This is a genomic window from Candidatus Tokpelaia sp. (genome assembly GCF_008636115.1).
Classification (GTDB): Bacteria; Pseudomonadota; Alphaproteobacteria; order Rhizobiales; family Rhizobiaceae; genus QLZD01.
In genome coordinates this window covers 1-19,132 of record NZ_QLZD01000015.1, presented here as the reverse complement: position 1 = coordinate 19,132, position 19,132 = coordinate 1, and the positions used below count along the sequence as shown (strand labels likewise).

Annotated in this window: 21 protein-coding genes and 2 pseudogenes; 14 read left to right on the top strand and 9 right to left on the bottom strand. The window is 49.3% G+C overall.

Annotated elements, in window-relative coordinates; all coding sequences use genetic code 11:
* The 3 genes from DPQ22_RS09015 to DPQ22_RS01540 form a co-directional block, all read left to right on the top strand.
* A partial coding sequence (locus DPQ22_RS09015) for a hypothetical protein (RefSeq protein ID WP_210244006.1) occupies positions 1-222 on the top strand: 222 nt, incomplete at its 5' end.
* Positions 223-390: 168 nt separating this feature from the next.
* Entirely contained in the window at positions 391-1,035 is a 645-nt protein-coding gene (locus tag DPQ22_RS01545) for a DUF5343 domain-containing protein (RefSeq protein ID WP_150212834.1), read from the top strand.
* Between the two features lie 58 nt (positions 1,036-1,093).
* On the top strand, positions 1,094-1,621 hold the full coding sequence (locus DPQ22_RS01540; protein ID WP_150212833.1) for a Swt1 family HEPN domain-containing protein: 528 nt from the start codon (positions 1,094-1,096) through the stop codon (positions 1,619-1,621).
* A 78-nt stretch (positions 1,622-1,699) separates the two neighbouring features.
* Here the strand turns inward: DPQ22_RS01540 and DPQ22_RS01535 are convergent, their stop codons facing one another.
* On the bottom strand, positions 1,700-1,906 hold the full coding sequence (locus tag DPQ22_RS01535; RefSeq protein WP_150212832.1) for a KTSC domain-containing protein: 207 nt from the start codon (positions 1,904-1,906) through the stop codon (positions 1,700-1,702).
* Between the two features lie 146 nt (positions 1,907-2,052).
* Between DPQ22_RS01535 and glpT the strand changes: the two genes are divergently transcribed.
* The 5 genes and pseudogenes from glpT (at position 2,053) to fghA (ending at position 6,912) form a co-directional block, all read left to right on the top strand.
* Positions 2,053-3,402 (top strand): glycerol-3-phosphate transporter, encoded by a 1,350-nt coding sequence (glpT, locus tag DPQ22_RS01530; protein ID WP_150212831.1) that lies wholly within the window; start codon positions 2,053-2,055, stop codon positions 3,400-3,402.
* Positions 3,403-3,532: 130 nt separating this feature from the next.
* Positions 3,533-4,186, top strand: coding sequence for an epoxyqueuosine reductase QueH (locus DPQ22_RS01525; protein ID WP_150212830.1), 654 nt, complete (start codon positions 3,533-3,535; stop codon positions 4,184-4,186).
* 200 nt (positions 4,187-4,386) lie between these two features.
* Positions 4,387-4,836, top strand: a pseudogene (locus DPQ22_RS09400) (alcohol dehydrogenase catalytic domain-containing protein); the annotation flags it as partial.
* Between the two features lie 3 nt (positions 4,837-4,839).
* Positions 4,840-5,616 carry a zinc-binding dehydrogenase gene (locus DPQ22_RS01520; protein WP_425305136.1) on the top strand — a complete coding sequence of 259 codons (777 nt, stop codon included), beginning with the start codon at positions 4,840-4,842 and terminating at the stop codon, positions 5,614-5,616.
* A gap of 447 nt (positions 5,617-6,063) precedes the next feature.
* Positions 6,064-6,912 (top strand): S-formylglutathione hydrolase, encoded by an 849-nt coding sequence (gene fghA, locus DPQ22_RS01515; RefSeq protein ID WP_150212828.1) that lies wholly within the window; start codon positions 6,064-6,066, stop codon positions 6,910-6,912.
* 86 nt (positions 6,913-6,998) lie between these two features.
* Here the strand turns inward: fghA and DPQ22_RS01510 are convergent, their stop codons facing one another.
* The gene (locus DPQ22_RS01510; protein ID WP_150212827.1) at positions 6,999-7,922 is read right to left on the bottom strand and encodes a LysR family transcriptional regulator; all 924 of its coding nucleotides are present in this window, start codon (positions 7,920-7,922) and stop codon (positions 6,999-7,001) included.
* A 177-nt stretch (positions 7,923-8,099) separates the two neighbouring features.
* On the opposite strand from DPQ22_RS01510, the gene DPQ22_RS01505 reads away from it, so the two are divergent.
* From DPQ22_RS01505 to DPQ22_RS01485, 5 genes are all read left to right on the top strand, one after another.
* Complete coding sequence (locus DPQ22_RS01505) at positions 8,100-9,080, top strand: aldo/keto reductase (RefSeq protein WP_150212826.1); 981 nt, start codon at positions 8,100-8,102, stop codon at positions 9,078-9,080.
* A gap of 56 nt (positions 9,081-9,136) precedes the next feature.
* Positions 9,137-10,180, top strand: coding sequence for an alpha/beta hydrolase (locus DPQ22_RS01500; protein WP_210244005.1), 1,044 nt, complete (start codon positions 9,137-9,139; stop codon positions 10,178-10,180).
* Positions 10,181-10,442: 262 nt separating this feature from the next.
* Positions 10,443-11,642, top strand: coding sequence for an MFS transporter (locus tag DPQ22_RS01495; protein WP_150212825.1), 1,200 nt, complete (start codon positions 10,443-10,445; stop codon positions 11,640-11,642).
* Positions 11,643-11,792: 150 nt separating this feature from the next.
* Positions 11,793-12,026 carry a hypothetical protein gene (locus DPQ22_RS01490; RefSeq protein ID WP_150212824.1) on the top strand — a complete coding sequence of 78 codons (234 nt, stop codon included), beginning with the start codon at positions 11,793-11,795 and terminating at the stop codon, positions 12,024-12,026.
* 37 nt (positions 12,027-12,063) lie between these two features.
* Positions 12,064-12,936 carry an arginase family protein gene (locus tag DPQ22_RS01485; RefSeq protein ID WP_150212823.1) on the top strand — a complete coding sequence of 291 codons (873 nt, stop codon included), beginning with the start codon at positions 12,064-12,066 and terminating at the stop codon, positions 12,934-12,936.
* A 36-nt stretch (positions 12,937-12,972) separates the two neighbouring features.
* Here DPQ22_RS01485 and DPQ22_RS01480 read toward each other — a convergent pair whose 3' ends face one another.
* From DPQ22_RS01480 to DPQ22_RS01455, 6 genes and pseudogenes are all read right to left on the bottom strand, one after another.
* Positions 12,973-14,097 carry a Fic family protein gene (locus DPQ22_RS01480; protein WP_150212822.1) on the bottom strand — a complete coding sequence of 375 codons (1,125 nt, stop codon included), beginning with the start codon at positions 14,095-14,097 and terminating at the stop codon, positions 12,973-12,975.
* A 189-nt stretch (positions 14,098-14,286) separates the two neighbouring features.
* Positions 14,287-15,156: a LolA family protein gene (locus DPQ22_RS01475; protein ID WP_150212821.1), complete on the bottom strand. Its 870-nt coding sequence runs from the start codon at positions 15,154-15,156 to the stop codon at positions 14,287-14,289.
* A 77-nt stretch (positions 15,157-15,233) separates the two neighbouring features.
* Positions 15,234-15,494: pseudogene (locus DPQ22_RS09395) on the bottom strand (DUF2087 domain-containing protein); the annotation flags it as partial.
* Positions 15,495-15,506: 12 nt separating this feature from the next.
* Positions 15,507-15,821 (bottom strand): hypothetical protein, encoded by a 315-nt coding sequence (locus tag DPQ22_RS01465; protein ID WP_150212820.1) that lies wholly within the window; start codon positions 15,819-15,821, stop codon positions 15,507-15,509.
* 433 nt (positions 15,822-16,254) lie between these two features.
* A complete protein-coding gene (locus tag DPQ22_RS01460) occupies positions 16,255-16,641 on the bottom strand; it encodes an MFS transporter (protein WP_150212819.1) in 387 nt (128 codons plus the stop codon).
* 63 nt (positions 16,642-16,704) lie between these two features.
* Positions 16,705-17,187: a hypothetical protein gene (locus tag DPQ22_RS01455; protein ID WP_210244004.1), complete on the bottom strand. Its 483-nt coding sequence runs from the start codon at positions 17,185-17,187 to the stop codon at positions 16,705-16,707.
* Positions 17,188-17,614: 427 nt separating this feature from the next.
* Here DPQ22_RS01455 and DPQ22_RS01450 point away from each other — a divergent pair, with 427 nt between their 5' ends.
* Positions 17,615-18,307: a hypothetical protein gene (locus DPQ22_RS01450; RefSeq protein WP_150212817.1), complete on the top strand. Its 693-nt coding sequence runs from the start codon at positions 17,615-17,617 to the stop codon at positions 18,305-18,307.
* Between the two features lie 339 nt (positions 18,308-18,646).
* Here DPQ22_RS01450 and DPQ22_RS01445 read toward each other — a convergent pair.
* Positions 18,647-19,132: DNA translocase FtsK (locus tag DPQ22_RS01445; RefSeq protein ID WP_150212816.1), on the bottom strand; the 486-nt coding region annotated here is incomplete at its 5' end.

Genomic DNA, 19,132 nt, shown 5'->3' with positions numbered 1-19,132 from the left:
GAGATCAGGGCGCTGCCGGATCTGCCAAATACATTACATAAACTCTCACCTCCTCACTCTCCTCTGCGCATTCTTCCCCCCTTCACAAAGACATCAGACCACATAAATATAAGCCCCGCAAAAAAAAAGCTTTTTTATTGCCTGAAGCTTGACAGCTCCGAAACGCCGCTGCTTCGGCTCGGGCAGCAAACAGCAGCGCTCTTGCCAGGATTTAAAGAGTGAAACGGTTTGAAATTTTTAACACATCTGCGCGATAAGGAAAAAAGTGAAATACACACCGTGCCCGCATAATATGGTGCCGAATTAAAAAGAAGAGAATGCAAAAACATACTTTTATCTTGGGGATGAATCATATACGGTCAGGGGCAGTGTTAATTAAGGGGAAATGATATGGCGTCTCTTCCGTATGTAACGTCACATGGTAATATCGAAAAAGCATTAGCGGGAATCAAGTCTGCTGCAGTGCCGGAAAAAGTAAGTTTAGATTTTGTCAAAACCATTTTGAAAATACCTGGTGGCTCAGGTAATCAGATGTCCACCTTCCTTAAGAAAATAAATTTTGTAACAAGTGACGGAAGCCCCACTAATTTATATAAGAAATTTAGAAATGATTCTACTTCAGGACAGGCTTTAGCTGAGGCGGTTAGGTATGCTTATGCACCGCTTTATGTTCGTAACGAATTTATGCATGAGCTTTCTGATGACAAACTTTTAGGGCTTATAGTAGAGGAAACAGGGCTGGCCAAAGATGACAATCCTGTGAAACTTACGTTTGCCTGCCTGAAAGACTTAATAAAAGGGGCTAATTTTGAATCAGAAAATATTGATTCTCTGCCGTCTATGTATGTTCCTGAGAGAATAGAGGCGTCCGATTTTATGAGTAGAAAATCTACAGTTTCTTCGCCTTCTGCTAATATAGATTTGAGGCTCGGTTATACTATTAATCTGAATTTGCCAGCAACTGCGGATTCGGCGGTTTTTAATGCTATTTTTAAAAGCTTAAAAGAAAATTTATTGAAAGAGGATGATGCCTAAAAGACCCGACGGGCTTATTCGTGCTTTTGGCATGTCTGGGCTGCAAATTGTATCTGAGATGAGTCGTATTGAAAATGAATATGGCGTTCGGCTTGGAGTGTTAAAAAAAGAAGAAAAAAATCGCAAATTGTCTGAATATGAGCAATTTGAACCCGATATGCGGCGAGAAGCTGCGCGGATGTCAGAAATTTACGAAGTCTTCCATTGTTTGGAGAATTCTATACGTAGACTTGTAAGGGAAACAATGGCAGAGGCCCACGGGGCTGACTGGTGGGACAGTGAGCGTGTTGACAAAAAGCGCATCCACGAACCCGTCGAAGTGCGGCGTAAAAAGGAACTGGACAACGGCGTTACTTTGCGCTCTGATGAGCTCATTGATTATACGACTTTCGGCGAATTGGCACAACTCATAACGGATAATTGGGATATTTTTGCTCCAATTTTTTCCTCCAAAACGGCTGTGAGCAAGATCACAAATCAGCTGAATCTTTTACGCGGGCCTATCGCCCACTGCAATGTGACAGACGAAATGGAACAAGAGCGTTTAAATTTGGCCGTTAAATCGTGGTTTAAGCTTATGTCATAGTTTAAAATCGGTATTTACACTGTGTTGTTCTTGTTTATTCTTGCTGTTATAAAATGCAATAACAGGCGACTAGGTTAATTACCTTATTTCTGAGGAAGGATATGTCCCTTTAATACACTTGTTAAGATAAGCACCTTTTGATGAAGCTAGCATTAATTCTCTATATACATGCTCAGGCACACCGCGATATTGATAGATGCGAGCGTCTTTGAACTTCACTTCGAGGATTCCATTCTCATATCCGATGCTTACGATATGACCCGAATTTATGGGATATCTATCCATTGCTATACCTCTTTATTGTTAAAAGAACCCCATTCTTTCCTATCAGTATCCTATATTTTTTCCTGGCATAGCAAAATATGTTGCATTTTGCCACGGGAGGGGCTTAAAGGTAAGGAGCTATATTTATTGGGATTTTGGGGATATATATGCTGAAATTTTTTAAGCCGGCGGTGCATAAGCCGCCTGTGCCGGCGCAGGAGATAGATCCGCTTTATCGCCGTTTGCGCTGGCAAATTTTTATCGGCATTTTTGCCGGTTATGCCGCCTATTATTTTGTCCGCAAAAATTTCGCCCTTGCTTTCCCCGAACTCAGCAAACAAGGCTTCAGCAATCTTGAGCTCGGTTTTGCTTTATCGGCCATTTCTATTGCCTATGGTTTTTCCAAATTTATCATGGGTTCGGTGTCAGACCGCTCCAATCCGCGTGTATTTTTGCCGGCCGGCCTCATTCTTTCGGCTGCCATTATGCTGATTATGGGCTTTGTCCCCTGGGCAACTTCCAGCATTGCGGTGATGTTTGCGCTGCTGTTTATTTGCGGCTGGTTTCAAGGCATGGGCTGGCCGCCTTGCGGCCGCAGCATTGTTCATTGGTGGTCGCATAAAGAGCGCGGCCGCGTGGTGGCAGTGTGGAATTGCGCCCATAATATTGGCGGCGGCCTGCCGCCTTTGCTGGCACTGTTGGCGATCTGGTGGTTTAATGACTGGAAAGGCGTATTTTATATGCCGGCTTTCGCCGCTATTCTGGTGGCGATTTTGGTCTGGTTTCTCATGCGTGATACGCCGCAATCCTGCGGGCTGCCGCCGATTGAAGACTATAAAAACGATTATCCCCCTGATTATAATCATAAAAATGAAAAAGAACTGAGCGCCCGAGCGATTTTCCTGCAATTTGTCCTGCCCAATAAGCTCTTATGGCTTATCGCTTTTGCCAATGTTTTTGTTTATATGCTGCGCTATGGCATTCTGGACTGGTCGCCTTCTTATTTGCAGGCAGCCAAGCATTTTACCATGGACAAATCTTCCTGGGCCTATTTCTTTTATGAATATGCCGGCATTCCCGGCACTTTGCTTTGCGGCGCTATGTCGGATAAAGTCTTTAAGGGCAATCGCGGCGCAACAGGCGTATTTTTTATGACGCTGGTGACCATGGCCACTGTGATTTATTGGCTCAACCCGGCGGGGAAGCCGGGCATTGATATGCTCTGCATGATTTTTATCGGCTTTTTGATTTACGGCCCGGTTATGCTTATCGGCCTGCATGCGCTGGAGCTGGCGCCGAAAAAGGCAGCCGGCACGGCGGCCGGTTTTACCGGGCTGTTCGGCTATTTGGGCGGTTCCGTCATTGCTAATATTGCTATTGGCTATCTGGTCGATAAGTTTGGCTGGGACGGCGCTTTTTATCTGCTTATTGGCGGCAGTGTGCTGGCGATTATCCTGCTGCTGATTGTTATGGTGCAGGAAAGCCGGCAAAAGCGGGTGGCTGCCGGCCGCCGGTAAAATATATGCACTGCCTGGCGGGAGAATTAAGCGGCTTGTTTTTGCCACAAGAATAGCCTATGGCTGAGCTGCCCAAAGGGAGTGCTTTCATAAGTGTTTGACAGCCTTCCAGAAAATAAGGAAAGAGATAATGCGCCCGGTTTTAACCCCGCCTGCCGCCGGCGGTAAAGTTTTGCTGCATTCCTGTTGCGCCCCGTGTTCCGGTGAAGTGATGGAAGCTTTGAGCGCCTCGGGGATAGATTATACAATTTTCTTTTATAATCCCAATATTCACCCGAAAAAGGAATATTTGCTGCGCAAGGAAGAAAATATCCGCTTTGCCCATAAGCATAATGTGCCGTTTATTGATGCTGATTATGATCTGGAAAACTGGTTTGCCCGTGCCAAAGGGCTGGAATGGGAGCCGGAGCGCGGGGCGCGCTGCACTATGTGCTTTGATATGCGCTTTGAGCGCACAGCGCTTTATGCGCATGAGCACGGCTTCCCGGTAATGACCAGCTCACTCGGCATTTCCCGCTGGAAGAATATGGCGCAAATCAATGATTGCGGCCGCCGGGCAGCGGCGCCTTATGACGGGCTGATCTATTGGGATTTTAACTGGCGCAAAGGCGGCGGCGCGGCGCGCATGATTGAAATCAGCAAAAGAGAACAATTTTACCAGCAGGAATATTGCGGTTGCGCCTATTCCCTGCGCGATACCAATGCGCATCGCCGCGCACAGGGGCGGGAGCCGGTGCATTTGGGAGAGAAGTTTTACGGCTCAGAGAATGATAAAACGCTGTAATCGGCGTTGCCGGCTTTTATGCCCTGCCGCCGTTTTTGCTATAGACGAAATATAAATATATTCAATAAGATATTTATATTATTTAATAAATAATATTATGGCATTTTTGCCCAATAACGCGCCCCTTGCTGAAGCCGGTTTGCGCGCCGGCGGCCGGGCAAGGCAATAAGGCGGCGGGCGCTTGCCTCACTATAGCAGTCATGCTAATTTGCGCCGGGGAGCAGCTTTACAGGAAGAGGCAGAAATCTATGAAAACACGCGCGGCAGTGGCTTTTAAAGCGGGGGCGCCTCTCTCGATTGAAATGGTGGATCTGACCGGGCCGAAAGCGGGTGAAGTGCTGGTGGAAATTATCGCTACCGGTGTTTGCCATACCGATGCTTTCACCCTTTCCGGTGATGATCCTGAGGGCGCTTTCCCGGTGATTTTGGGGCATGAAGGCGCCGGCATTGTGCGCGCAGTCGGCGCCGGGGTCAAAACTGTCAAACCGGGGGATCATGTTATTCCGCTTTATACGCCGGAATGCCGCGAATGCGAATATTGTCTGCACCCGAAGACGAATTTATGCGGCGCCATTCGCGAGACACAGGGGCAGGGCTTAATGCCGGACGGCACCAGCCGCTTTTCCTTAAACGGCCAGCCGGTGCTGCATTATATGGGCACGTCCACTTTTGCCAATTTTACTGTTTTGCCGGAAATTGCGGTGGCGAAAATCCGCCCGGACGCGCCTTTTGACAAAGTCTGCACTATTGGCTGCGGCGTGACTACCGGGGTCGGCGCGGTGATATTTGATGCCAAAATTGAGCCGGGTTCCAATATTGCCGTTTTTGGCCTGGGCAATATTGGCCTGAATGTTATTCAGGCGGCGCGCATGGTCGGGGCCGATAAAATTATCGGCGTCGATCTGAATAATAATAGAGCGGCTATGGCGACAAAATTCGGCATGACGCATTTTATCAACCCGGCGGAAATCGGTGCCCGCGAATCGTGGTTGGGAGGCGGCGATTCGCAAGCAGGAATGTCGCCCGGCAGTGGCCCGGCACCGAAAAATGTGGTGGAAGCGATACAGGATTTAACCGGCGGCGGGGTGGATTATTCGTTTGAATGTATCGGCAATGTGCAAACCATGCGTCAGGCGCTGGAATGCTGCCATAAAGGCTGGGGCGAGAGCGTGATTATCGGCGTGGCCGGGGCGGGGAAGGAAATTTCTACCCGGCCGTTCCAACTGGTGACCGGGCGGGTCTGGCGCGGTTCGGCCTTTGGCGGTGCCCGCGGCCGTACTGATGTGCCGAAAATTGTTGACTGGTATATGCAGGGCAAGCTGAATATTGATGATCTGGTCACTCATACTATGCCGCTGGAGCAGATCAACACCGCTTTTGCCCTCATGCGTGAAGGCAAATCTATCCGCAGTGTGGTGCTGTATAGTTAATTACCGGCAGAGATTGTGATTTTTGGAGAATTTTTACTAAAAGGAAGATTAAAAAAATAATAGAGATGCCGCCGGACTGGTTTTTATATATTGGGGGCTGCATTTGTCGCCGGCGCGTCTTGCTATTTGTGGTGTTGCGGCCGACAAACATTAGAAGAAAGAGCAAAAATTACAGAAGAAAAGAAACAAACAGAGAAAAAGGCAGAAATTGATAAGCAATAGGCTGCGGGGCAAACCGGCCGTGATTATGAGCGCTATGAGTATTTGCCCGGCCTTGCTGAGCGCGGTGCATTAACCAGGCATAAAGACAGGGTGATTGCAAGAGTCGCGCAGAAAGAGATGCGTGAAGAGCTTCACAGAAAGTTCGGATTGCTGTGAAAATAAAAAAAACTTATTATCTGTGCCGTTATTATACGGCTTTTAGCTGTATTGAAAAAGGGAGAGGCTATGCGGCTGGTAGAACAGCATGGCTGCTTTGGCGGCCGCCTGCATATTTATGAGCATGACAGCGCGGTTTTGGGCTGTGTTATGCGCTTTTCCGCCTTTTTGCCGCCGCAGGCGCAAAAGGGCAAAGTGCCGGTGGTAACCTTTCTCGCCGGGCTGACCTGCACCTATGAAAATTTCACCATTAAAGCCGGCGCTTATGGTGCGGCGGCGCGCTCAGGGCTGGCGCTTATTGCGCTGGATACTTCACCGCGCGGGGCGCAGATTGCTGATGATGCAGCCTATGATTTAGGGCAGGGTGCCGGCTTTTACCTTAATGCGGTGCAGCAACCATGGGCACAGCATTACCAAATGGAAAGCTATATTGCCGCTGAGCTGCCGGCACTGATCGGCCGCCATTTGCCGATAATAGCGGAGAAGCAGGGCATAATGGGGCATTCCATGGGCGGGCATGGAGCGCTGACACTGTATCTGAAGTATCCGCAGCTCTATCGCTCTGCTTCTGCCTTTGCGCCGATTGTGGCTCCGGCTCAAACGCCATGGGGGCAAAAGGCTTTTACTGCCTATTTGGGGGAAAATAAAGCCGCATGGGCGCAGCATGATGCCTGCGCTTTAATGGCGGCAGCAGCCAAAGCCGGCGGCCGCGCCGATTATGCTGAAATTCTGATTGATCAGGGCGAGGCTGATCCTTTTCTGGCTAAAGAGTTGCGGCCGGAGCTGTTTGCCGCCGCCTGCCGCTCCGCCGGGCAAAAGCTGCGCCTGCGCATGCAGCCGGGCTATGATCACAGCTATTATTTTATCCAGAGCTTTATTGCCGACCATATCGCCCATCATGCCGCTTTGCTGCGTTAAGGCCTGAGGCAGAGGGGCGGCTTTCCGATGAGCCGGGTGCTGCGGCCTTGGCCTTGGCTGGCAAGCGGACGCCGGGTCAGTTCTTTTTACGCCTGCTGCTTATCATCGGCGGCGAGGCGGATTTTGGCCTGCAAGGCTTTCAACACCAGGGCAAAAGTCGGGGAAGGCTGGCGGCGGCTGGGATAATAAATATGATAGCCGGCAAAAGGCGGGCACCAGTCTTCCAGCACACGCACCAGCCGCCCTTCAGTAATATGGGGGGCAAATTCTTCTTCCGGCAAATAAGCCAGGCCAAGGCCGGAGAGCGCCGCTTCAACAATATGCGGCGAAGTATTGCAAATCATCTGGCCGTCAACCCTGATTTTTATTATGCGCTTGTGGCGCTCAAATTCCCATATATACAGGCCGCCATAAGTGGGGAAACGCATATTGATACAATTATGCCGGGTTAGATCCTGCGGCTGGCGCGGTATGGGATATTGGGCAAAATAGGCCGGCGTGGCCGCCGCCGCCATGCGCACCGCCCCGCCTATGGGCAGGGCAATCATATCTTTATCAATCGTTTCGCCAAAGCGAATGCCGGCATCATAGCGCTCGGCGACAATATCAACAAAGCCGTAATTAACATTAAATTCCAGCTTTATATCCGGATAGTGCCGTAGCAGCGGGGCAAGTTTCGGCAGTAATATGGTGCTTAAGGCAAAATCACCGCAGCTTATGCGCACTGTGCCGGCTGGCTTTTCCTGCATTGCGGCGGCTTTATCCAGCTCTTCTTCAATGGCAGTAAAATGGCTCTCCAGCCGGGTGAGCAGGTGTTCGCCCGCCGCGGTTGGCGCTACGCTGCGGGTGGTGCGCGCCAAAAGGCGGATTTTGAGCCGCGCCTCAAGATTGGCCACGGTCTGGCTTAAGGCTGATTGCGTTACCCCCAGGCGGGCGGCGGCGCGGGTAAAGCTGCCATCGCGCGCCACAGCGATAAAAGCCTGAATATCGTTAAAATTGGTTCGCGCCATTGCATTTGTCCTTAAAGCATAATTCATTAGTATAGTTGATAAGTCTATTTATTATTCAGTAGCTTATCATTTTTCTGCCGCTGTGCAAGATTGAACGCCGGTAAACAGCGCCGGTCGCCGCTTATGAGGCCTGATAGCCCGGTGGTAAACAGGCAGGAGCAGAAAAGGGAAGCCATCATGCATTATACGCAATTAGGCCGCAGCGGCCTTAAAGTCAGCCGTCTGGCGCTGGGGACAATGAATTTCGGCGATGCGACCGAGGAAGCGGCAGCGTATGAAATTATGGATATGGCAATGGAAGCCGGTATCAATTTTTTTGATACGGCCGATGTTTATGGCGGGCCGCAACGGCCGGATATGGCGAAAGGTTATGGCTTGTCGGAGGAAATTATTGGCCGCTGGTTGGCGCAAGGTGCCCGCCGCGACAAAATTGTGCTGGCAACCAAGCTTTACCAGCCGATGGATTATGGGCCAAATGACCGGTATTTGTCGGCTTATCACATTCGCCGCGCTTGCGAGGCCAGCTTGCGGCGGCTGAAAACCGACCATATTGATATTTATCAAATGCACCATATTGACCGCCTGACGCCGTGGGAGGAAATCTGGCAGGCTATGGAAGTGCTGATTTGGCAGGGCAAAATCAGCTATATTGGCAGCAGTAATTTTGCCGCATGGCAGTTGGCCACGGCGCAGGGCGCCGCCGCGGCGCGCCATATGCTCGGCCTGGTATCGGAACAGAGCCTTTATAATCTGAACGCCAGAATGGTTGAGCTGGAAGTGCTGCCGGCCTGCCGCTATCACGGTTTGGGTGTTTTGCCGTGGAGCCCGCTGGGTGGCGGTTTGCTCGGCGGAGTTTTAGCAAAATCGGTTGGCAAACGCCGTGCCGCACAGGCCGACAGGATAGCAAAATATCGGCCGCAAATTGAGGCTTATGAGGCCTTGTGCCGTGAAATGGACGAACAGCCGGCCAATATTGCTCTGGCCTGGTTATTGCATAATCCTGCCGTGACGGCGCCGATACTTGGTGTGCGCACTAAAGCGCAATTATTAGAAACTCTGCGCGCGCCGGATATTGCTTTACCGGCAGAAATTCTGGCAAAGCTCGACACTATCTGGCCCGGGCCGGGAGGTGAGGCGCCGGAAGCCTATGCCTGGTAAGCAGGACAGGGAGTTAAAGATTTGGCAGTTGGCAGAAAAGCATAAGGAGAAGGATTATGATGAAATCGGGGACAATGGCGGCAGTGATAATGGCCGCCGCTTTTTCAAACATTATAGCAGCAAAGGCACAGGATATGTCACACGGCGCCGATAATTTTTATCAAAGCAGCACAGTGGAGAGCCAAAGGGTGAGCTTTAACAACCAGTATAAAATGACGGTTGTCGGCAATTTATTTATCCCCAAAGGGCTGAAACCCGGACTAAAAAGCCCGGCCATTATTGTCGGCCACCCAATGGGGGCGGTAAAAGAGCAAAGCTCTGATCTTTATGCGCAAAAACTGGCGGAACAAGGCTTTGTAACCCTGGCGATTGACCTGTCTTTCTGGGGTGAGAGCGAAGGCCGGCCGCGCAATGCTGTGTTGCCGGACATGTATGCCGAGGATTTTAGCGCCGCGGCTGATTATCTGGGCACGCGCCCTTTTATTGACCGGCAGCGTATCGGCGTGCTGGGTATTTGCGGCAGCGGCAGCTTTGTCATTGCCGCGGCCAAAATTGACCCGCGCCTGCGCGCTATTGCCACCGTCAGTATGTATGATATGGGGGACGCCAATCGCCATGGGTTGAACGATTCTCTGAGTCTGGAAGAGCGGCAGAAAATTATCGCCGCGGCGGCCGAGCAGCGCTATGTCGAATTTAGCGGCGGCAAAACCGCCTATACCGGCGGCACAGTGCACGAATTAACGGCGGATACACCGCCGATACAGCGCGAATTTTATGATTTTTACCGCACCAAACGCGGCGAATTTACTCCCAAAGGCGGTAATGCGGCAACAACAACCCACCCGACTTTAAGCAGCAATGTCAAATTTATGAATTTTTATCCGTTTAACGACATTGCCACTATTGCGCCGCGACCCATGCTGTTTATCAGCGGCGATCAGGCGCATTCGCGCGAATTCAGTGAAAAAGCCTATGCCCAGGCCGGTGAACCGAAAGAGCTGTATTGGGTAAAAGGCGCCGGCCATGTTGACCTTTATGACCGGGTGGATCTGATTCCCTTTGCCAAATTGACCGATTTCTTCCGCCAAAATCTGCAATAGCGCGCGGCGGGTGTGGTTGGTGGGGCGCACCCGCGAGAAAATGGCGGGCGGCGGGTGCTATAAAAGAAAACGTGCCGCCGGCGTGGCTGGACAGGCTAGCCTGTGGCGGCGCCCGTGAGGAAACTTCCGGCGGCGCGCGCAAAAAACTAAGGGCAGGGCAGAGCAGATTTTCTGCTCTGCCCTGTTTTAATAGCGTTTTATTTGCCGTAATAAGCTGAGCAAAATAGCAATCGGTCTTTATAGAAAAGGGAAAGCAATAAATATGGCAGAAGGTGAAGCAGTGAAAACTGTGCAGGAAACCCGTTGGCTGGCGATTTTTTCCTTGTTTTTGGCGGTGACCGGGCTTGTCGGCTCGGAATTTCTGCCCATAAGCCTGCTGACACCCATGGCGGCGGATCTGGGTATCAGCGAAGGCATGGCCGGGCAGACAATCACCGCTGTCGGCCTGTTTGCCGTTGCCGCCTCATTATTGGTTGCGCCGTTGACGCAAAAAGCAGATCGCCGTTTTATTCTGCTGCTTTTTTCAGCTTTATTGATTGTGTCCAATGTAATGACAGCGCTTGCGTCCAATCTTTTTGTGCTGATTTTGGGGCGCTGTGGGCTGGGCCTTTGTGTCGGCGGCTTCTGGTCGCTGGCGGCGGCGACTGTTTTGCGGCTGGCTGAGCCGCGTAAAGCGGCCAAGGCGCTGGGCCTGGTTTTTGCCGGCGTTTCCGCTGCTTATATTCTGGCGGTGCCGCTGGCCAGCTATATTGGCCAGTTTATCGGCTGGCGCGGGGTTTTTGCCGTTTCCTGCCTTTGGGCCGCTCTTGCTTTTATCTGCCAGTATAAGGTTTTGCCTTCCATGCCCGCCCGGGGTAGTAAAAGCAGTTTTGCCGATCAGCTCGGGCTGTTGCGCACGCGCTGGGCGCTGTTGGGGCTGGCGGCAACCATGTGCAGCTTTGCCGGCTATTATGTGCTGTTTACCTATATGCGCCCGTTTTTTGAGCAGCGGCTGGGTCTTTCCGGCGGCAGCCTGAGTTTTGCTTTACTGGCTTTCAGCCTGGCAAATTGTTTCGGCACTTTTATTGCCGGTTTTATTTTGACGCGCTTTTTGCGGCAGGCTCTGCTGCTAAGCCATATTATCCTGCTCTGTGTGCCCTGGCTCCTGTGGCTTGGCGGGCGGAATCCTGCCGCCGATATTAGTTTTGCCATGCTGTGGGCCGGCTTTTTTGGCCTGGCCAATGTAGGCTGGTCGAGCTGGATTATTCGCACAATGCCGGAGAGAGCGGAAATAGCCGGCGGTTTGCAGGTGGCGGCCATTCAGCTCTCTATTATGACCGGTGCGGCGCTGGGCGGGGCAATATTTGACCATAGCGGTATAAACGGCCTGTTTCCTACTTCCTCGGCTTTTTTATGCCTGGCGGTTTTTATGCTGCTGGCCAGTTTCAAGCTCTTTGCCCGCGCCAAAGGGCGGCCGGTGTAAACTGAGGCAAATCACGCCGGCATAAGCAAGAGGCAGCTATAGATGATAAATAAAACTTGACGGAAAATGGGCCGGAGCTTAAAGGAGAATCAGGCCTGTGCACAAAGCAGGGCGCCATTCTGCTAAAGCAAGAAACGATAAAGGTGATATATGGGTGACTTACTGGTTTTTATTTGCGGGTTTGTGATATTATTTGTCTCCGGCGGCCTGGCTTACGGCGCTATTCGCCGCGCGGTGCGCGGGCTGACAAGTTTTTCCGCCCGTCATTACTGGTATTATTTTCCGCTGGCTTTGTTATTTACAGTAATTGCCTTTCGTACCACTATGTTCTGCCTGGATTTGCTGAATATTTATGTCGTCAGTAATTTTGTCGTTTTTGACTGATAAAGGCTGATTAGCGGTAAATTTAAGGAAATATGTTATGCCTGCTTCTGACGGGGTGTTGCGCTTGCTGATACCGCAATGGCAAGGCGGCAATATGCCCGGCTATTACCTTGGCGGTAAAGTGCTGGCGGCTCTGGTGCCGGAAACGCAAGGCGCGGTAGAGCATATTGCCGTGCCGCCGCCGGGTGCGGCAGAGAGCCGGGTGAAAGAAGGCATTGTTGCCCGCACAGCTTTGCTGGAAATTTTAAGGCAGGCGCAGGCGGCAATAGCGCGCCACCGGCCGCGGGCTATCGTGACTTTGGGCGGCGATTGTCTGGTTGATCTGGCGCCGATAGCCTGGCTTAATGCCCGCTATGCCAATGATTTGGCGGTGCTGTGGATTGATGCCCACCCTGATATTATGGATAAAAGCATGTTTCCCCATGCGCATGCCCATGTGCTGGCGCTACTAATGGGGGAGGGTGATGCGAAATTTGTTGCCGCTGTGCCTGAGCCGGTGCGCGCGGAAAATATCCTTTATATAGGATTGACAGAAACAACGCCGTTTGAGACGGCTTTTATCAAAAGCCGCGGCATTGCCCATTTTGCGCCGGAAGATCTGGCTGCTTCAATCGCTCCGGTAATTGACTGGCTGCGCGCCTGCGGCAAAAAGCATATTGCCGTGCATTTTGATTTAGATGTGCTTGACCCGGGGCTTTATGATTTCCTCTATTTTCGCAACCCGGAAGCGCCGAAAGGCGCTTTTGCCGGCATTGCCAAAGGGCGTATGTATATGGAGCAAATCCAGGCCGTGTTGCAGGCGGCAGCGCAGGAATTTGATATTGTCGGGCTGGCCGTTACTGAATATTTGCCGTGGAATACGCTAAAACTGGCACAAGATTTGGCCAAATTGCCGCTGTTGAGGGAATAAAGCCGCTTGCGGTGCCGGGTTTGAGGCAGCCAGTATTTAAACCCGCAAAATCTGCATGAGCGGCTCAAAACTGTAGCGGGCCGGGACGGGGCCTGAACCTTCTCTTACGATTTTCAGAAAACCTTTTTCATAGAGGCTCTGGCTGTAGCGCGCTGCTGTTTGCTTGGGAATCCCGGATTTCTGCTCATTCGTAAAAATATTATTGTCAAAAATAGGACGTGTAAAGAGAAAATCCAAAGCCTTTTTAGCATATCGTGAATTTGGCAATTCGGAGAATTTTTCCAGTAACCTATTATAAAGGCTATGAATTTCTTCTACTTTTTCTAAATTTTGCGCTGCTTGTATCTCTATCCCTTTAAGAAAAAAAACAACCCATTCTGTCCACATATTATTTTGCGAAACTTCACGCATCAGGCGAATATAGGTATTTTTATTTTGCTCAAAATAGTCGCTTATATAAAAATAGGGTGAGGAGATAATACCGAATTTCCATAATATAAGCGGTATCAGCATGCGCCCTATGCGGCCATTACCATCTTTAAACGGGTGCAGCGATTCAAATTCTACATGGGCAATGGCGGTTTTTATCAGCCCGTCATTTTCATCATACTCAATATAGTTAAACAGATTTTCTATCCCGCTGCGTAAACTTTCGGCCCTTATCGGGATAAAAGAGACAACAGGATAGCTGCCGACATAATTTTGTTCCGTTTTAAAACTGCCGGGATCTTTATCTTTCCCTCGCCCATGTGACAGCAGTTTTGCATGAATGTTTTTTAATAAAGACGCAGAAAACGGTCTGCCTTCTTCCAGGCTTTTTTGTGCCAATTCCATTGCTTCGGCATAAAGACTCACTTCCTGCACATCCTGGGGGAGCGTGGCATCGGCTTTTTGCTCACTTTCCTGATTGGCGCGATATACTAATACATCATCAATCGTGCTGATTGTGCCTTCAATTTTTGAGGAGATAACAGCCTCCCGATCGCGCATCGGGGCAAGCATGAGGCGGTCATTGCGCATATTTTTAAGCACTTGATCATAGCGGCCGAGTTTAGCTGCAGCGGCCGCCAGGATTTTGGATATAATTTTATAATTTAATTCTTGCGGGGGAAATTTGTTGTAATGATAATTTACCGCATTACTAAGATCCAAATTTTGCATTTTTATCCCCACATTTATCATTACAAGAAGAAATCGTAGCAAAAATAGCCTAAATTTCAGATTCTGTATATCAGAAATCATACAAAATTGATATTCTAATACTTTAGAGTATCAAAATTGATATTCTAACTCTCTAGCGTATCAAAAATCATATAAATTTGATATTCTAATATATATAACCAAAATTGTCTATTTTTTATAGCGTTCGGGGAAACGATAATAATCAATATTGAACATATTATCGGTAAATTCTATATCCGTCTTGGTATTCAGTATCTGAATGGTTGTGTCCTGGCCGTTTTCAGTCATTGTCCATTGTTTCAGATCATAAGTCCGGGCATCAAAAATCATGCGGATTTTGGCGCGATTGGTGGTATCGCCCAAAACCAGAGTAACGGCATTTGCTTCCTGAGTAAATTCCAGCAAACGGCCATTGGCAATATTGATTTTATCGGCCAGCAGCAAATTTAGCGGCGATTTGCCTAATTCATACAGGCTCCAACTGCGCAATTTGCGATTATTGACGGCAATAACCTCACCGTCACAAATAACACGCAGCGGCGAATCTTTATAATCAAACAAAATTCTGCCCGGGCGTTCAAGATAAAACATGCCGGTTGTCATGCCGCCGCGCGGGTCAAATTGCACAAATTCGCCCATCATTACCCGGATTTGCGAAAATTTATCGGCCAGAATCTGTGCCAGTTTTTGCGCTTGCTCCAGGCCGATTTTTGTCTCACCGGCGCTTTTACCGGCCGGGGCAGGGGGCAAACCGCTTTGCTCACCCGGCAGCGGGGCGCCTGTATCAGGCGCAAGAGTGCCTGGCGCGGCACTGTCTGCCGACCCGTCTGATGTGAATTTGGGCTGCGGCACCGGCACATCAAGCGGCGGGCTATAGGGGGCAGGGGCATTATCTTCCCCCTGGCTTTGTGCTCCCATCTGGGTAAGCGAAAATGATTCAGCCCAACCTGCCGGGGGCAAAGCAGCGCCAAACAGCATTATGGCAGCAGCAAGCACTATGGGAGGCAAAGCTGTTTTGGACAAAAAGGTAAAGTGCATAGGCTGCTTTCATTACGCGCTGCTTTGGAAACGGCAACAGCCCCCATTATGCCGAAAGCCTGGGCAAAAACAAGGCGCTATAGCGGAAAACCCTTATTGCCGGGCATAGAGGCATAATCTGCGCGCCCAATCCTGGCCCGGGCCGGCAGATTCGGCTTGCCAATAAGGGCCCTTGGCGGCGTCTCTCGCCGGAAAGCCTTTTGCAAAAGCTCCCGGCGCAATAAGGCCCAATCGCCAAAATTATGACAGGGATTGAGCAAAGCATTAACTTTCCTCTCACTGTAAAGGCGACCGGCAGAAAATTTTTCAGCCGGATAAAAGAATACAGTCTGTTTGTCTTTGGTTTTCTTTCAGCCAACAGGTGATAATGCCTTCTCTATTGGGGCAGTTTGGCATGATTTTTGTCCATTATTTATACATTTTGTGCTGCCTTGCGCGCCTTGCAGAGCGGCAATGAGCATAATATAGAGTGAGGCGGAAATTGCTATCACCGCGCCTGAGCCGATTATCGGAGCGGAAACAGCGACAAGGACAGAATCCGCCAAAGATATAAATAAGCCGGCGCTTGCTCTGATTGTATTTTCAACAGAAGCGTGAAACAACCCCTCCAGTTGAATATTTAAGAGGATATGGGCAATAACGCAGAAAACAAAACTTAGCGGCATTATGATAATGCTGTCCGCAAAGGCGAAGCATAAAACAGCAATAATATTAAACAGAACAGTATATTTTATAGCACTGCCGCCAAGTTTAAGGTGCGGAAATAATTTTCCGCCACACTTGAGGAAATTGTTATAATATAAAACCCTATGATAACAAAACCGTTGGATATATGTTGAAATTTCAACTGCCGGAGCATAAACGAACCAATGGCGCAAGCATTAGAGATTATCAGGAGATATGTGTTACGGAATTTAAATATTCTCAACCAATTACGAAAAAGTGTTTTTATGGGGATACCATAAGCTTCCGCAGGTTTATCTTGGAAAAAATACACTAAGCTTATTGAAAAGGTAAAAAACACACAAGCTAACCACCAAATTGCTGCAGGATAATATTGGAATATTGCGATGCCGAGGCTTGCACCAATTAGAGAGCCTACACTCGAAAAAAGCGTAAGCTTACTTTTTCGATACTCATATTTTTATAGCTTTGTTCTTTGACCTCATTCAGAACAAGCGCTGTTGTCGTGCCGCTGGCGGCGGCAGTTGCTATACCGGCCAAAGCTTGCGCCAGTAACAGAAAGGAAAAGCCCCAATTCAAAGCGAATAATATAAAGGCACATATTCTGATACTAAAACCAATATATAAAGAGAGTTTAGTCGAGTGTCTGTCAAATAATAAAGCAAAAGGCAATTCTGCGACTGTAACGGCACTATTAAAGCAAAGCATCATAAGCCCGATAGCGGCAAGGCTCAAACCCGCTTGCTTGAAATAGACGATATCAAGAACACCAAAGCTGCCAACCCCGGCTGCTATACTCATTATTAATATATAAGGCGGGTTTATATAAGATAGATTCATTCTCGCTGAGTAGCCAAAATTTTCCTATTTCGCCGGTGGCTTTTTCAATCGCATCTTTTCTTCCGCCAGCGCGCGTATCAGGCAGTGGCGCTCTTCGTTAAACTTTCCATTGGCAAAATCCCTAAAAAACTGTGAAAATTTGCTGTAATCCGGCTCAGGTGACAGCTCACCATAGCGCAAACTGCCTTCAATCGCCTCTCTTTGAGTTGGTGATATAGCCCCTTTCTTTTCCAATTCTTCGACAGCCTTCAATAATAGTGGGCGGATCCTATGTTCATTCTTGCTATCCTTACTCTCTAACAGGGTATCCATCATAAGGGCGATATCCCTGCTTAGCGCGGGGACTAGGCCATGCTCCTCCACGTTCTTTATCGCGCCCTTACTGAGTATCTCCTCTAATGTCTGTGCCACGTTCTTTAGCCAATCCCTCTTATTGCGTGCAAAGTAGCGCGCATCACCATGATAGAGCCAATGCCCACCGGTTAAATTTTTTCTTTGGTCAGCCATTTTCTGCCGTGCGGGCATCAGGCAACTCTCTTCGGTTTTCTAGTATGGTCTATGGCTTTTTTCAAAGCCTTTCAGGTTTCGTCTTTTTTCTTTTCTCCTGATACGTGTTTTACCCGCACATATTCAGGCTTAAGACAATGTTTTGGCACACCGCCAAACGCATGGGTGTCTCTCTCCTGAGGGGGCCGAAAGCCTTCATATCCTTTCTTTCTTGGCCATTGTCTGCATAACCACCCCACGCGCTATTTTCCTGTTGGCGCGCCCCGCCTACCCAACCCCGGTTCGGGCAGCCCTATGCCGTTGCTGCCAAGGCGGCTGCGGCATAGAGTTAAAGGTCACATTTTCTGCCATGTGTCTTGCTATCTTGTCTTGCACTTCATTATGCCGCATACTAAAGGCGCAAAAATGTAAAGAGAAAACTCCGCCTATGTCTGAATTTGATCCCGCGTTTGACTTTGATAATTGGGAAGATGGTTATGATGGGTATTATCATCAGCACCGTCTGCTGGTAAAACAGCCTTGGCGCAAACCGCTTCGGGAAAATTGGGTTCCGGGTATAGTAGATTTGCGTTTTCTGGAAAAACATGAGAGTGGCATGCTAGTCTGGGAATTGATGGCGCTGCGAGGATTTTTCAAATATTATATGGCAACGCCACGGAGTTGGAATAGCGGCTGGGAAGAAGACCGACGCAATGCCGCAGCGTGGAGCATAGATATAGACATAAAAAAGTGGCAAAATGGCAAAGTGATACAGTCCGTTCCCACTTATGAACGCTGTGTGCTGCCGTTGCAAGGCGTGTTTGAGCTACAGGTTCCCGAAAATGCGGGGCAAAAATTCTTTGCCAATCGCTCTTGGCTTCCTGCCGGAAATGCCGGCGATTTTTTGCAATTCACTTTGCGCCAGCTTGGCGCGCAAATAGAAAAAACAGCAACAGAGAGCGGAATGGCTATTTATCACATTCCGCTTTACGATTGGTATGAGATGCTGCGGCGTCTTATTTATCTTGAATATCCTATTCTTTATGAATATGGTCTGGCGAATCCTGAAAGTTCCTCCTACCCCGAAGCTTGGGACGATCCTGATACGTGGAGCCTCCCTTCGGTGTGGACTGTTCAATAAGTGCCCAGCGCTTTTTATATCGTAAGGGGCATAGAAGGGTGAGAATCATTAGTAGGAGAACCGAATTCCTTTACAAGAGAACAGACCCTTGGCAAATCTCCCTTTGGGGCGATTATACTCCCTCTGAATAAGTCCGCAGCTATTATTATTTGCAATATATGTTAATTGATTTTTATAATAGATTTTTGTGAAATTTGCCGGAGTAATTCAATAGAGAGTGCGCCCCGGAATATAGGCTGCATTACAGAATATCGGAGCATTGTCTGTAATGCGCGCAATGCCTGCTTTTACAGGGCTTTTTTAAACCCTGTTCCGATTATCTGCCTTAAGAGGTCTTGCTCAAGAGGCCTCGCGCTCCGGCACCAGAATTTCGCGTTTGCCGGCATGATTGGCAGCGCTGATAACGCCTTCTTCCTCCATGCGTTCAATAATAGTGGCGGCGCGATTATAGCCAATACCCAGCCGGCGCTGAATATAAGAGGTAGAGGCCTTGCGATCGCGCAAGACAATATCAACGGCCTTATCGTAGGGATCATTGGAATCCGGCGGGCTGCCGGCCTCAAGGCCGGCTGTATCAGCGGCTTCGTCCTCATCTTCCATTACGGCGCTTAAATATTCCGGCGCTCCCTGTTTTTTCAGATGAGCGACAATGCGTTCCACTTCCGTATCGCCGACAAAAGGCCCATGGACGCGTTTAATGCGACCGCCGCCTTCCATATAAAGCATATCGCCTTGCCCCAGTAATTGCTCTGCCCCTTGCTCGCCCAAAATTGTGCGGCTGTCTATTTTGCTCGTTACCTGAAACGAAATCCGCGTGGGGAAATT

What these genes read in the sequence shown, in the direction of transcription:
- DPQ22_RS01450 (WP_150212817.1), top strand. Translation starts at nt 17,615, where the DNA reads ATGTCTGAATTTGATCCCGCGTTTGACTTTGATAATTGGGAAGATGGT.
- DPQ22_RS01460 (WP_150212819.1), bottom strand. Translation starts at nt 16,641, where the DNA reads ATGAGTATAGCAGCCGGGGTTGGCAGCTTTGGTGTTCTTGATATCGTC.
- DPQ22_RS01490 (WP_150212824.1), top strand. Translation starts at nt 11,793, where the DNA reads ATGGGTGACTTACTGGTTTTTATTTGCGGGTTTGTGATATTATTTGTC.
- DPQ22_RS01520 (WP_425305136.1), top strand. Translation starts at nt 4,840, where the DNA reads ATGGGCACGTCCACTTTTGCCAATTTTACTGTTTTGCCGGAAATTGCG.
- DPQ22_RS01455 (WP_210244004.1), bottom strand. Translation starts at nt 17,187, where the DNA reads ATGGCTGACCAAAGAAAAAATTTAACCGGTGGGCATTGGCTCTATCAT.
- DPQ22_RS01480 (WP_150212822.1), bottom strand. Translation starts at nt 14,097, where the DNA reads ATGCAAAATTTGGATCTTAGTAATGCGGTAAATTATCATTACAACAAA.
- DPQ22_RS01475 (WP_150212821.1), bottom strand. Translation starts at nt 15,156, where the DNA reads ATGCACTTTACCTTTTTGTCCAAAACAGCTTTGCCTCCCATAGTGCTT.
- fghA (WP_150212828.1), top strand. Translation starts at nt 6,064, where the DNA reads ATGCGGCTGGTAGAACAGCATGGCTGCTTTGGCGGCCGCCTGCATATT.
- DPQ22_RS01495 (WP_150212825.1), top strand. Translation starts at nt 10,443, where the DNA reads ATGGCAGAAGGTGAAGCAGTGAAAACTGTGCAGGAAACCCGTTGGCTG.
- DPQ22_RS01540 (WP_150212833.1), top strand. Translation starts at nt 1,094, where the DNA reads ATGAGTCGTATTGAAAATGAATATGGCGTTCGGCTTGGAGTGTTAAAA.
- DPQ22_RS01545 (WP_150212834.1), top strand. Translation starts at nt 391, where the DNA reads ATGGCGTCTCTTCCGTATGTAACGTCACATGGTAATATCGAAAAAGCA.
- DPQ22_RS01465 (WP_150212820.1), bottom strand. Translation starts at nt 15,821, where the DNA reads ATGCCGCTAAGTTTTGTTTTCTGCGTTATTGCCCATATCCTCTTAAAT.
- DPQ22_RS01535 (WP_150212832.1), bottom strand. Translation starts at nt 1,906, where the DNA reads ATGGATAGATATCCCATAAATTCGGGTCATATCGTAAGCATCGGATAT.
- DPQ22_RS01505 (WP_150212826.1), top strand. Translation starts at nt 8,100, where the DNA reads ATGCATTATACGCAATTAGGCCGCAGCGGCCTTAAAGTCAGCCGTCTG.
- DPQ22_RS01525 (WP_150212830.1), top strand. Translation starts at nt 3,533, where the DNA reads ATGCGCCCGGTTTTAACCCCGCCTGCCGCCGGCGGTAAAGTTTTGCTG.
- glpT (WP_150212831.1), top strand. Translation starts at nt 2,053, where the DNA reads ATGCTGAAATTTTTTAAGCCGGCGGTGCATAAGCCGCCTGTGCCGGCG.
- DPQ22_RS01485 (WP_150212823.1), top strand. Translation starts at nt 12,064, where the DNA reads ATGCCTGCTTCTGACGGGGTGTTGCGCTTGCTGATACCGCAATGGCAA.
- DPQ22_RS01510 (WP_150212827.1), bottom strand. Translation starts at nt 7,922, where the DNA reads ATGGCGCGAACCAATTTTAACGATATTCAGGCTTTTATCGCTGTGGCG.
- DPQ22_RS01500 (WP_210244005.1), top strand. Translation starts at nt 9,137, where the DNA reads ATGATGAAATCGGGGACAATGGCGGCAGTGATAATGGCCGCCGCTTTT.